Raw genomic sequence first — 12,129 nt, 5'->3', positions numbered from 1 at the left:
ATTGGGGAGCGTGTGCGGCGGCGCGGCGTAGGGGAGTGTCGCCGGCAGGGCAGGGAAGTCGGCGGAGTGCAGCTCCCAGCCGCTGGTGTCGGCACCCGCCCACGGGTCGACCGGCACCTGGTGCTCCGGCGCGGGCGGCGCGGGCAGCGGGGTGGGCTCGGCCGACTCGCCCCAGCCGCGCTTCCGGGGCGGCGGTGGCGGGACCGCCGCCGAGCCGCTCCACTTCGGGGCCATCGGCTCCGGCCGGGTCTCCACCCGGGTCGGGTCGGGCCGGGTCTCCGCCCGGGTCGCTTCCGGATGCGCGGCCGGCGGCGCCGGCTCGGCGCGGGTCGGGACGGCGGCGGAGCCCCGGGCCGGCGTGACCGACGGCGGGGTGGGCTCGGCCGCGGCGTCCGGGCCGGCGGGCGTGCTCGTCCCGCCCTCGTCGGTCGTGGCCGGGCCGTCGCCACCGACTGCCGGTGCGTCGCCGTCGGCTGCCGGTGCGTCCGTGCCGGTCGCGGCCGGTGTCTCGGGACCGGTCCGGACCGGGTCCTGGGTGACCCGGGGCCCGTCGTCGGTGGCGGGCCCGGCGTCGCCGTCGGCCGCGGACTCGGCGGGCGCGGCCGGCTTCTCGTCGTCCGCCGCCCGGGTGTCGTCGGTCCCGGCGGCGTCGGCGCCCGTGGGCGGCCCGGCGGACGGTGGTACGGGCTCGTGGGTGACCGCCGGATCCCGGTCCGTGACCAGGTTGCCCCCGTCGGCCGGCCGGTCTGCTCCCGGCTGCGGCTCCGGCATCGCGGCAATCTCCTCTCGCGCCGGTTGCGAGGTTAGTACCGGAGTGCCACCGCCGCCCAACCCGCCCGCCGCCGGGCCGGGCGGCCGGGTCGACCGGCCGGCCCGGCGGCGCGCCACCGGCGGTGTCCGGAGGAGGACGCCTAGTCTCGGCGCATGTCCGCATCGGGCGAGGCCGCCGGCACGCCGCCGGTCAGCGACATCGGCAGGCTGACCGGGTTCAGCGACGGGGTCTTCGCCATCGTCATCACCCTGCTGGTGATCGAGCTCCGGGTGCCCGCCCACCGGCCGGGGGAACTGCTCGCCGGCCTGGTCGAGGAGGCCCCGGCGTACGTCGCCTTCCTGCTCTCCTTCGGCTACGTCGGGGTGATCTGGCTCAACCACCACATGCTGCTGCGGCTGGTCCGGGGCACCACGCTCGGCCTGAACTGGATCAACCTCTGGCTGTTGCTCGGCGTGGTGGTCATCCCGTTCCCGACCGCAGTGCTCGCCGCCGCCTTCGCCCACGACGGGAACGACCACGACCGGCGGGTGGCCGTGCTGCTCTACGCGCTGGCCGCGGCGGCGATGTCCGCACCCCTGGCTCGCCTTCTTCAGTTACCTGCGCCGGCATCCGGCGCTGCTGGGGGAGGGAATCTCCGTGGCGCACGTCGCCGCCCAGCGGGCCCGCCCGGTCACCGGGATGGCGCTCTACCTGCTCAGCGGCGCGCTGGGTTGGTTCGTCAGCCCGGTGCTCGGAGTGATCGGCATCGTGGTCATGATCGCCTATCACGCGCTGACCAGCGAGGGCGTCCGCCGGGGTCGGCCGCGCCGCCGCTGACCGCCGGCGGTCCGGTTCCTCCCGCCTTGGGCGACCGGGCCGGCGGGCGGTGCGGCGCGGTGCCCGGCGGACGGGCGCGTACCCTTGGGCTTCATGAGCGTCCCGTCCACGACGCCGCGCCCCGCCGCGGCCAACTCCGTCTGGCCCCAGCTTGAGCCGCTGCTGCCCCAGGTGACCAAGCCCATCCAGTACATCGGTGGGGAGCTGGGTGCGGTGGTCAAGGACTGGGACGCGGCGGTCGTCCGCTGGGCGCTGATGTATCCCGACGCGTACGAGGTGGGCCTGCCAAACCAGGGCGTGCAGATCCTCTACGAGGTGCTCAACGAGCTGCCCGACGTGCTCGCCGAGCGGACGTACGCGGTCTGGCCGGACCTGGAGAAGCTGATGCGCGCCCACGGCGTGCCGCAGTTCACCGTCGACGCACACCGCGCGGTACGCGACTTCGACGTGTTCGGCGTCTCGTTCTCCACCGAGCTGGGCTACACCAACCTGCTCACCGCGATCGACCTGGCCGGCATCCCGATGCTGGCTGCCGACCGCACCGACGCCGACCCGGTGATCGTGGCCGGCGGGCACGCCGCGTTCAACCCGGAGCCGATCGCCGACTTCGTCGACGCCGCCGTGCTCGGCGACGGCGAGGAGGCGGTCCTGGAGATCACCACGATCGTCCGGGAGTGGAAGGCCGAGGGTTCCCCGGGTGGCCGGGACGAGCTGCTGCTGCGGCTGGCCCGCACCGAGAGCGTCTACGTGCCGCGCTTCTACGACGTCGACTACCTGCCCGACGGCCGGATCCAGCGGGTCGTGCCGAACCGGGCGGACGTGCCGTTCCGGGTGCACAAGCGCACGACGATGGACCTGGACGCCTGGCCGTACCCGAAGAAGCCCCTCGTCCCGCTCGCCGAGACGGTCCACGAGCGGTACGCGGTGGAGATCTTCCGGGGCTGCACCCGGGGCTGCCGGTTCTGCCAGGCCGGCATGATCACCCGTCCCGTGCGGGAGCGGTCGATCACCACGGTCGGGCAGATGGTGCGCGAGGGGCTGGAGTTCTCCGGCTTCTCCGAGGTCGGCCTGCTCTCGCTCTCCTCGGCCGACCACTCCGAGATCGGTGACATGTGCTCGGGCCTGGCCCAGCAGTACGAGGGCACCAACGTCTCGCTGTCGCTGCCGTCGACCCGGGTGGACGCGTTCAACATCGACCTGGCCCAGGAGCTGTCCCGCAACGGGCGGCGGACCGGCCTGACCTTCGCCCCGGAGGGCGGGTCGGAGCGGATCCGCAAGGTCATCAACAAGATGGTGTCGAAGGAAGACCTCATCCGCACCGTGGTCACCGCGTACACCAACGGCTGGCGGCAGGTGAAGCTCTACTTCATGTGCGGCCTGCCCACCGAGACCGACGAGGACGTCCTCGAGATCGCCGACATGGCGCACGAGGTCATCAAGGCCGGCCGGGCGGCCACCGGCAGCAAGGACATCCGCTGCACGGTCTCCATCGGCGGGTTCGTGCCGAAGCCGCACACCCCGTTCCAGTGGGCGGCGATGGCGCGGCCGGAGGTCATCGACCACCGGCTCAGGCTGCTCAAGCAGGCGATCAACGCCGACCGCTCGCTCGGCCGGGCGATCGGCTACCGGTACCACGACGGCGAGCCCTCGCTGATCGAGGGCCTGCTCAGCCGCGGTGACCGTCGGGTCGGCGCGGTGATCCGCAAGGTCTGGGAGAACGGCGGCCGGTTCGACGGCTGGAGCGAGCACTTCTCGTACCAGCGCTGGGTGGACGCCGCCGCCGAGGTGCTGCCGGCCTTCGGCGTGGACCTCGACTGGTACACCACGCGGGAGCGCGAGGAGTTGGAGGTCCTGCCCTGGGACCACCTCGACTCGGGTCTCGACAAGGACTGGCTCTGGCAGGACTGGCAGGACTCGCTGTCGGAGTACGAGCAGGACGACTGCCGATGGACCCCGTGCTTCGACTGCGGCGTCTGCCCGTCCATGGACACCGAGATCCAGATCGGCCCGACCGGGAAGAAGCTCCTCCCGCTGACCCCGATCGGCGGTTCCGGCCTGAAGGTCCCGTCCGGCACCCAGCAGTGACCGTCTTCCCGCAGTGACTTCATGATCAACCGGTCCTGACCCCGAGGAGCACGACGATCAGCAAGAAACCACAGCCGGAGGGCGGGCAGGCGCCCGTCGTCCAGCGCGTCCGGATCCGGTACGCCAAGCGCGGACCGCTGCGGTTCACCTCGCACCGGGACTTCGCCCGGGCCTTCGAGCGCGCCCTGCGCCGGGCCGGGGTACCGATCGCCTTCTCCCAGGGCTTCACCCCGCACCCGAAGATCTCGTACGCCAGCGCCGCGCCCACGGGCGTGGCCAGCGAGGCCGAGTACCTGGAGATCGGGCTCCGCGAGCCGGTCGACCCGGACCGGTTGCGGGCCGCCCTGGACGCCGCGCTCTCGCCGGGACTCGACGTGCTCGACGCGGTGGTGGCCGGTGGCGGCAGCCTCGCCGACCGGATCGAGGCCTCCCGCTGGCGGATCGAGCTGCCCGAGGTCGGCCCGGCGCTGGCGGAGCAGGCGGTGGCTGCCTTCCGCGCCGCCGAGGAGATCCAGGTCGAGCGGATGACCAAGCAGGGGCGACGGACCTTCGACGCGCGTTCCGCGGTCATCGGCATCGATGTCGTACCCGCGTCCGAGACGCCTTCCGGGGCACCGGCCGTACCGTGTGCGATACTCGAACTGGTCGTGCGGCAGGTCACCCCGTCCGTACGGCCCGATGACGTCCTTTCCGGCCTCCGCGTGGTGGCCGCCTTGGAGCCGCCGGTCTCCCCGAAGGTGATCCGGCTGGCGCAGGGCACGCTGACCGCGCAGGGCGAGATCGTGGATCCGTTGGATGCGGATCGCGACGGGGCAGCCATCGGTGAGCACTGACCGACGGTTGGTGTTCCAAGCAGGCAGACTTCGGCGGTCGCGCAGCTCGCGCGCCCGGCGGAAACACTTTTGCGGCGACCCTGCGTGGCAGCGCTCACCCGCGCCCGGGGCAGCCAGAACTGGAGAACGTCCATGCTCGAGAACGAGCCCGAGGGCGGCGAACGGACCGGCTCACAGCCGGCCGGCGACACCGCCGACACCAGCGCCGACAGCACCGCCGAGGTCCGGCCGCCGGCCCGCAAGCGGACCAGCCGCCGCAAGGCCGCCCCGCTGAACCAGCCGGAGCAGACCGAAGCGCCGGCCGAGGCGCCCACCGACGCCGGCACGACCACCGGCGAGTCGCCCCAGGCCGAGGTGTTCGCCCCGGTCGCGGGTGAGCTGGAGGCCGCCCCGAAGACCCCCCGACGCCGCCGGAAGGCGACCACCGCCAAGGCGGTCGAGGAGCCCGTGGTCGCCACCGCCGCGGAGGAAGACTCCGCGGAGGCCGTCCCGCCGGTCAAGGTGACCCGCACCCGGCGCCGGAAGGCCGTCCCGCCAGCGGCCGAGGCCGCGCCGGCCGAGCCGGAGGCCGCCGCCGAGGAGGAGGCCGCCGAGCCGGCCGAGGCCGAGGAGGAGACCTCGGTGGCGGAGAACGCCGCGGAGCCGACGCCGACCGAATCGGGTACCGCCGAGATCCCGCCGGCTGCCGAGGCCGCCACCGCGCCGCCGACCGGAGCCGAGGACCGCACCGGCGACGTCGCGCCCGGCGCGGCCGTCCCGGGCGAGCAGCCCGCAGAGCAGCCTGAGCCGCGGACCCGCCGGCGGCGGGCCGCGCTCTCCGCGCCGACGGTGCTCTTCATGGCGCCGCAGCCGGAGGAGGCGCCGGTCGTCCGGGCCACCGCGCCCGCGCCCGCAGCCGAGGAGCCGGCCGAGGAGCCCGTGGAGACCGGCCGCCGCCGTCGTCGCGCTCGCCGCGAGGTGGAGCCGGTCGAGGTCGAGGTCGAGGTCGACGAGGAGCCCGCCGTCGAAGCCGAGGAGATCGGCGAGGCGGAGGACGAGGACGAGGAGTCGGCCGCGGCCCGTCGCCGTCGCCGTCGCGGACGCCGCGGCCGCGGCCGCGGCAAGGGTGGCGCGGAGGACATCGAGGACGAGGAGGCCGAGGAGGCCATCCAGGCCGAGAGCGCCGAGGCCGAGGCCGAAGAGGCCGAGGAGGAGGAGGGCGAGGGCGACGGGATGACCCGCCGCCGGCGCCGCCGTCGTCGTCGGGGCGCCGGCGAGGTCGAGACCGCCGCCGAGGACGGCGTGCCCACCGTGGTCAAGATCCGCGAGCCGCGCCGGGCCGTCGACGAGGTGCAGGGCGTCTCCGGCTCGACTCGGCTGGAGGCCAAGCGGCAGCGCCGCCGGGACGGCCGGGAGCAGCGGCGTACCCGGCCGCCGATCCTGAGCGAGTCGGAGTTCCTGGCCCGCCGGGAGGCGGTCGACCGGGTGATGGCGGTCCGCCAGCGCGGCGACCGGACCCAGATCGCGGTCCTCGAGGACGGCGTGCTGGTCGAGCACTACGTCACCCGCAACTCCTCCGGCACCATGGCCGGCAACGTCTACCTCGGCAAGGTGCAGAACGTCCTGCCCAGCATGGAGGCGGCCTTCGTCGACATCGGGCGCGGCCGCAACGCCGTGCTCTACGCCGGCGAGGTCAACTGGGACACCAGCGGCCTGGAGGGTCGGGCCCGCTCCATCGAGCAGGCGCTCCGCTCCGGCGACTCGGTGCTGGTGCAGGTCACCAAGGACCCGATCGGGCACAAGGGCGCCCGGCTGACCAGCCACATCGCGCTCTCCGGCCGGCACCTGGTCTACGTGCCCCACGGCAACGCCTCCGGCATCAGCCGGAAGCTGCCGGACACCGAGCGCAAGCGGCTGCGCGACGTGCTCAAGAAGCTGGTCCCGGACGGCGCGGGCGTGATCGTGCGGACCGCCGCCGAGGGGGCGAGCGAGGACGAACTGGCCCGCGACGTCAAGCGGCTCCAGGCGCAGTGGGAGGACATCCAGGCCAAGGCGGCCGAGGGTGGCGCCCCGGTGCTGCTCTACGAGGAGCCGGACCTGGTCATCCGGGTCGTGCGGGACCTGTTCAACGAGGACTTCCGCGAGCTGGTGATCGAGGGCGAGCAGGCGTACGACGTGGTCGAGTCGTACCTGTCGCACGTCTCGCCGGACCTGGTCGCCCGGCTGCGCCGGCACGCCGGCACCACCGACGTCTTCGCCGAGTACCGGATCGACGAGCAGATCCTCAAGGGGCTCGACCGCAAGGTCTTCCTCCCCTCCGGCGGTTCGCTGGTGATCGACCGGACCGAGGCGATGACCGTCATCGACGTCAACACCGGCAAGTACACCGGCTCCGGGGGCAACCTGGAGGAGACGGTCACCCGGAACAACCTGGAGGCGGCCGAGGAGATCGTCCGCCAGCTCCGGCTACGCGACCTCGGCGGCATCGTGGTGATCGACTTCATCGACATGGTGCTGGAGTCGAACCGGGAGCTGGTGCTCCGCCGGCTCACCGAGTGCCTGGGCCGGGACCGCACCAAGCACCAGGTCACCGAGATCACCTCGCTCGGCCTGGTCCAGATGACCCGCAAGCGGATCGGCGCGGGCCTGCTGGAGGCGTTCAGCGAGACCTGCGAGTGCTGCAAGGGCCGCGGCCTGATCATCCACACCGAGCCGGTGCCGGAGAAGCCGCGTTCCGGCGGCGTGGGGGAGAAGGTCAAGGCGGTCGCCTCGGCGGTCACCACCCCCGCCGCCGAGCAGGGCACCGCCTCGTCCCGACGCCGGGCCCGCAAGTCGGCCGCGCCGGAGAAGACGGTGGCCGAGGTGACCGAGACCACCGACGCCGCCGACGCGGGGCCGCCGACGGAGCCGGACTACCACGACACGATGGGCTACGACCTGTCCCGGTACGAGTCCGAGACGGCGGCCGCCCCGGCGGTCGCCGACAGCCAGGAGGGCGAGTCGGCCCGGCTGGCCGCGGCGGACGACCCGGACGCGCTGAGCGACGGTGACACCGACGAGGAGGGCACCGAGGGCGGCACCGGCCGACGGCGCTCCCGTCGCGGCGGCACCCGCCGGCGTACCCGGCCGTGAGCCGCTGACCTGCGCGAAGTCTGACAGGGCCCCTTCCCCGGCATGAGTGTCCGGTGGGAGGGGCCCTGCCGTCTCGACGGCCCCCGGCCGGACGGCGCCACGCCCCACCGGTCACGACAGCACTGGGCGTGCCCTGCGGCACTCCCACTCCGGGCGGGCACCGGCGGCGCGGGCGTCTGCCAGGCCGCGACAGGGGCCGGCTCGACCCGACCGGCGGCCCGGTTTGGGCGGCGGCCCGGGTATGGCGTACGCTTGCCTGCGGCGCACTTTGGTGTGCCGAGTTCCCGCGTGCCCGCGCCGCCGGTGTCACTGCTACCCGGCGAGTCGCCGTGGGAACGACCGCCAGCAGCCTCAACGACAGGGAGTCCGCCTCCGATGTACGCGATCGTCAAGACCGGCGGCAAGCAGTACAAGGTCGCCGAGGGCGACGTGATCGAGGTCGAGAAGCTCACCGGTGCCCCCGGTGACGCGGTGAAGCTCACCGCGGTGCTCCTCGTCGACGGTGACGACCTGGTGACCGACGCGGCGAAGCTTGCCAAGGTCGCGGTGTCCGGCGAGATCGCCGCGCACACCAAGGGCCCGAAGATCCGGATCCACAAGTTCAAGAACAAGACCGGCTACCACAAGCGCCAGGGTCACCGCCAGCCGCTGACCCAGGTCAAGGTGACCGGCATCTCCAGCGGGAAGTAGGTCGTCCTCCAATGGCTCACAAAAAGGGTGCGTCCAGCTCGCGTAACGGTCGCGATTCCGCGGCCCAGCGGCTCGGCGTGAAGCGCTTCGGTGGTCAGGTCGTCAGCGCGGGTGAGATCCTCATCCGTCAGCGTGGCACCAAGTTCCACCCCGGTGACCTGGTCGGCCGTGGCGGCGACGACACGCTGTTCGCGCTGGCCACCGGCTCGGTCCAGTTCGGCACCAAGCGTGGTCGCAAGACCGTCAGCATCGTGCCGCAGCAGTAGTTCGAAGGCGTTGCGGGCCGCGGACCTCGGGTCCCGGCCCGCTTCGTTTTTTCTCACGCGGGGTGGACCCCGCTGGAAGGATTGGCGTCGTGACGACGTTCGTTGACCGGGTCGTCCTGCACATGCAGGCCGGCGACGGCGGGCACGGCTGTGTCTCCATCCACCGGGAGAAGTTCAAGCCCTTCGGCGGGCCTGACGGTGGCGACGGCGGGCACGGCGGCAGCGTCTCGCTGGTCGTCGACCCGCAGGTGACCACGCTGCTCGACTTCCACTTCCGTCCGCACCTGAAGGCCGAGAACGGCAAGGGTGGCGCCGGCTCGAACCGGGACGGGGCCAACGGCCACGACCTGATCATCAAGGTGCCGAACGGCACCGTGGTGCAGACCCTCGACGGCGAGGTGCTGGCCGACCTGGTCGGCGTGGGCACCACCTTCGAGGCGGCCCGGGGCGGTCGCGGCGGGCGGGGCAACGCCTCGCTGGCCAACGCCCGGCGCAAGGCCCCCGGCTTCGCCGAACTGGGCGAGCCCGGCGACCGGCTGGACGTGGTGCTGGAGCTGAAGAGCGTCGCCGACGTCGGCCTGGTCGGCTTCCCGTCGGCCGGCAAGTCCTCGCTGATCTCGGTGATCTCCGCCGCCAAGCCGAAGATCGCCGACTACCCGTTCACCACCCTGGTCCCGAACCTGGGCGTGGTCCGGGTTGACAACCACACCTTCACCGTCGCCGACGTGCCGGGTCTGATCCCGGGCGCGGCCACCGGCAAGGGCCTGGGGCTGGAGTTCCTCCGCCACGTCGAGCGCTGCGCCGTGCTGGTGCACGTGGTCGACACGGCGACGCTGGAGCCCGGCCGGGACCCGCTCGCCGACATCGACACCATCGAGGCGGAGCTGTCCGAGTACGGCGGCCTCGCCGACCGGCCCCGCCTGGTGGCGCTCAACAAGATCGACGTACCGGACGGGCGGGACCTCGCCGAGATCGTCCGGCCGGACCTGGAGGCGCGCGGTTTCCGGGTCTTCGAGGTCTCCACGGCCACCCGCGAGGGGCTCAAGGAGCTGATGTTCGCGATGGCGGAGGTGGTCGAGCAGGCCCGCCTCGCAGCGCCGCCGGCCGAGCCGACCCGGATCGTGATCCGCCCGAAGGCGGTCGACGACACCGGCTTCACCATCGAGGTGGAGGAGGACGGCTCGTTCACCGTGCGGGGAGCCCGGCCGGAGCGCTGGGTGCGGCAGACGAACTTCGACAACGACGAGGCCGTCGGCTACCTGGCCGACCGGCTGGCCCGCCTCGGCGTCGAGGAGAAGCTGGCCAAGGCCGGCGCCAACCCCGGCGACCTGGTGCGGATCGGCGACCGGGAGTTCGACTGGCAGCCGACCCTCTACGCCGGGGTGGACTTCGTCCCGGGCAACCGGGGCACCGACATCCGGCTGGAGGAGAAGTCGACCCGCGCCTCGGCGGCGGAGCGGCTGGCCGCGCGCAAGGCCCGCCGGCGGCGTCCCGAGGACGAGCTGGAGGCCGGCGGCCTGGACGCGGACCTCTCCGACGACCTGGACGACGACGACCTGGACGACAACAAATAGCTCGGCCCCGTCCGTGCTCGGGTCGTTCGCCGGAAACCTCCGCGAAATCCGCTCGGCTTAACGTGACGTGATGCTGATCGAATCCCGTCCCGCCACCGATCCCGAGATCGCCGCCCTGGTCACGGCCCAGCAGCGCGAGCTGCGGGCGGCCGACGGCGGGCTGGACGGGCAGGCGACGCTGACCCACGACGACATCCACTACCTGGCGGCGGTGGTCGGCGGCCGGGCCGTCGGCTGCGGTGGTCTCCAGGCCCTGGACGGCGACACCGGGGAGCTGAAGCGGATGTACGTCCGTCCGGCGTACCGGGGGCGGGGCATCGCCCGTCAGCTGCTGTCCGCCCTGGAGGAGCTCGCCTTCCAGCGCGGACACGCCGTGGTCTGCCTGGAGACGGGGACGTACCTGCCGGCCGCGATCGGGCTCTACACCTCCTGCGGGTACGAGCCCATCCCGGTCTACGGCGAGTACGTCGGCAACCCGTACAGCGTCTGTTTCGCCAAGCGGCTGCCCGTCGCCGCCTGACGGCGGCCGACCCGGGCGGCGGGGGCGGTCAGGCGCCGGTCTCGGCGTGCGCGGCGGTGACCGGCTTCGACTCGGGGCTGGCGTGCTGCCGCAGCACGATGCTGAGCAGGATCAGCACCCCGACGGCGAGGAACTCGCTCTGCCAGTTCTGCATCGACTGGAACCAGAAGTCGCTGGTGAAGAGGAACTGGCCGGCGCCGATCGGGGCGGCGCCACTCTCCAGCGCCTGCTCCTGGTTGTACTCCGCCACGCCGCCGAACAGGTGGCCGAGGAACGAGCCGGCGAAGATCAGCAGGAGCGCCAGGGACAGGCTGTTGCGGTAGACGGCCAGGGGGAAGCCGCCCACCCGGACCGGCCAGGGGGAGTCCGGCTTGGCCCGGCGGGCGTCGTCCTCGGGCCGGTCGGTCTGGCCCGCGGGCTTCGACTCGGCCGAGCCCTTCTGCACCAGGTACGCGGTGAGCAGCACGTAGCCCCCCATCTGGAGGAACTCCGACTCCCAGTTCTCGAAGACCGCCTCGGCGAAGTGCCCGGTGCCGAGGTACGCCCACCAGCTCAGCTGAGCCGCGCCGTACTGGCTCAGCTCCTCGTTGTGCACCCGCCAGCCGAACACGCTCTGCAACAGCAGGAAGATCAGGAACGCGCCGAGCATGGCGACCGTGAGCGCGTTCTCCCGCAACCACCGTGGCATCGCCGGGCCTCCTTGTCCGTCGGTCACTCCCCGTGGTGACTCTCCGGTGCCCCGGGCGGGGATTCGGCAAACTCCGCGCCGGGTGTGTCGGGTCACGGACCACCCGCTCGGGTGACGGCGCAGGTCAGGGGCGGTCCATCGGGGTGTCCAGCCGGCCGCCGGTGCCCACGTCGTTGGAGAGCAGCAGCCCCACCACGAGCATGCCGAAGCCGAGGAACAGGTGCAGCCAGTTGTCCGCGTCGTTGAAGGGCCAGAAGTTCGCCGCGGTCTCCAGGTCGATCCCGAAGCCGTACAGCCAGAGACCCAGGTAGGCGGCGCCGCCGCCGGCCAGGAAGAGCCGGGCCCCGGCGACCCGGCGGGCGAGCACCAGCCCGACCAGGCCGAACAGCAGGTGCAGCAGGTTGTGCAGGACCGACACCTGGAACAGGCCGAGCAGTTTCGCCTCCGAGTGGTGCCCGGCGAAGGCCAGGTCACCGTAGTGCGTGGTGACCCCGGGGACGAACCCGAGCACGCCGATCAGGACGAAGACGGCGGCCACCGCGGCGGCGACCGGCTGGATCCGGGGCTTCGGGCCGGCCGGGGCGCGTCCGCGCACGTCACGTGCCATCGCTGTCACCTCCGTGGATCACCCGCCGCCCGGAACCGGACGACCCTCCATTGTGTGACCGCGACCAGGCGCCTCCGCAGAGAAATGACGAATCAGGCATGGACCCGACGACTAGGGGTAGGTCAATGGTCACGCCGACAAACGTCGGCGCGACCCCCCGACACGAC

Annotated in this window: 10 protein-coding genes and 1 pseudogene; 8 read left to right on the top strand and 3 right to left on the bottom strand. The window is 72.9% G+C overall.

Features of this window, described 5'->3' with window-relative positions:
• Positions 1–771, bottom strand: a pseudogene (locus tag DKT69_RS14445) (hypothetical protein); the annotation flags it as partial.
• A gap of 153 nt (positions 772–924) precedes the next feature.
• Here DKT69_RS14445 and DKT69_RS14440 point away from each other — a divergent pair.
• The 8 genes from DKT69_RS14440 (at position 925) to DKT69_RS14405 (ending at position 10,667) form a co-directional block, all read left to right on the top strand.
• Positions 925–1,743 (top strand): TMEM175 family protein, encoded by an 819-nt coding sequence (locus DKT69_RS14440; RefSeq protein ID WP_109802079.1) that lies wholly within the window; start codon positions 925–927, stop codon positions 1,741–1,743.
• The gene (locus DKT69_RS14435) at positions 1,682–3,673 is read left to right on the top strand and encodes a TIGR03960 family B12-binding radical SAM protein (RefSeq protein ID WP_109802078.1); all 1,992 of its coding nucleotides are present in this window, start codon (positions 1,682–1,684) and stop codon (positions 3,671–3,673) included. The genes DKT69_RS14440 and DKT69_RS14435 overlap by 62 nt, the downstream gene beginning before the upstream one ends.
• 113 nt (positions 3,674–3,786) lie before the next feature.
• Positions 3,787–4,506: a TIGR03936 family radical SAM-associated protein gene (locus DKT69_RS14430; protein WP_109802077.1), complete on the top strand. Its 720-nt coding sequence runs from the start codon at positions 3,787–3,789 to the stop codon at positions 4,504–4,506.
• Between the two features lie 132 nt (positions 4,507–4,638).
• Positions 4,639–7,617, top strand: a complete 2,979-nt coding sequence (locus tag DKT69_RS14425) for an Rne/Rng family ribonuclease (protein ID WP_109802076.1) — start codon at positions 4,639–4,641, stop codon at positions 7,615–7,617.
• 375 nt (positions 7,618–7,992) lie between these two features.
• On the top strand, positions 7,993–8,307 hold the full coding sequence (rplU, locus tag DKT69_RS14420) for a 50S ribosomal protein L21 (protein WP_067312477.1): 315 nt from the start codon (positions 7,993–7,995) through the stop codon (positions 8,305–8,307).
• Between the two features lie 11 nt (positions 8,308–8,318).
• Positions 8,319–8,573 (top strand): 50S ribosomal protein L27, encoded by a 255-nt coding sequence (rpmA, locus tag DKT69_RS14415; RefSeq protein WP_109802075.1) that lies wholly within the window; start codon positions 8,319–8,321, stop codon positions 8,571–8,573.
• 89 nt (positions 8,574–8,662) lie between these two features.
• Positions 8,663–10,147 carry a GTPase ObgE gene (gene obgE / locus DKT69_RS14410; RefSeq protein ID WP_109802074.1) on the top strand — a complete coding sequence of 495 codons (1,485 nt, stop codon included), beginning with the start codon at positions 8,663–8,665 and terminating at the stop codon, positions 10,145–10,147.
• Positions 10,148–10,217: 70 nt separating this feature from the next.
• Positions 10,218–10,667: a GNAT family N-acetyltransferase gene (locus DKT69_RS14405; RefSeq protein ID WP_109802073.1), complete on the top strand. Its 450-nt coding sequence runs from the start codon at positions 10,218–10,220 to the stop codon at positions 10,665–10,667.
• Positions 10,668–10,695: 28 nt separating this feature from the next.
• On the opposite strand, the gene DKT69_RS14400 is transcribed toward DKT69_RS14405, so the two are convergent.
• Positions 10,696–11,355, bottom strand: a complete 660-nt coding sequence (locus DKT69_RS14400; RefSeq protein ID WP_109802072.1) for a DUF6766 family protein — start codon at positions 11,353–11,355, stop codon at positions 10,696–10,698.
• A gap of 124 nt (positions 11,356–11,479) precedes the next feature.
• Positions 11,480–11,962 (bottom strand): DUF4383 domain-containing protein, encoded by a 483-nt coding sequence (locus DKT69_RS14395; RefSeq protein ID WP_109802071.1) that lies wholly within the window; start codon positions 11,960–11,962, stop codon positions 11,480–11,482.
• Positions 11,963–12,129 lie beyond the last annotated feature (167 nt).

The organism is Micromonospora sicca, from assembly GCF_003172935.1.
Lineage (GTDB): Bacteria > Actinomycetota > Actinomycetes > Mycobacteriales > Micromonosporaceae > Micromonospora > Micromonospora sicca.
This window is presented reverse-complemented; position numbering and strand designations above follow the sequence as displayed.

Excerpts from the sequence above, each read along its gene's own strand:
- DKT69_RS14440 (WP_109802079.1), top strand. The coding sequence starts at position 925 with ATGTCCGCATCGGGCGAGGCCGCCGGCACGCCGCCGGTCAGCGACATC.
- DKT69_RS14405 (WP_109802073.1), top strand. The coding sequence starts at position 10,218 with ATGCTGATCGAATCCCGTCCCGCCACCGATCCCGAGATCGCCGCCCTG.
- DKT69_RS14400 (WP_109802072.1), bottom strand. The coding sequence starts at position 11,355 with ATGCCACGGTGGTTGCGGGAGAACGCGCTCACGGTCGCCATGCTCGGC.
- rplU (WP_067312477.1), top strand. The coding sequence starts at position 7,993 with ATGTACGCGATCGTCAAGACCGGCGGCAAGCAGTACAAGGTCGCCGAG.
- rpmA (WP_109802075.1), top strand. The coding sequence starts at position 8,319 with ATGGCTCACAAAAAGGGTGCGTCCAGCTCGCGTAACGGTCGCGATTCC.
- DKT69_RS14435 (WP_109802078.1), top strand. The coding sequence starts at position 1,682 with ATGAGCGTCCCGTCCACGACGCCGCGCCCCGCCGCGGCCAACTCCGTC.
- DKT69_RS14395 (WP_109802071.1), bottom strand. The coding sequence starts at position 11,962 with ATGGCACGTGACGTGCGCGGACGCGCCCCGGCCGGCCCGAAGCCCCGG.
- DKT69_RS14425 (WP_109802076.1), top strand. The coding sequence starts at position 4,639 with ATGCTCGAGAACGAGCCCGAGGGCGGCGAACGGACCGGCTCACAGCCG.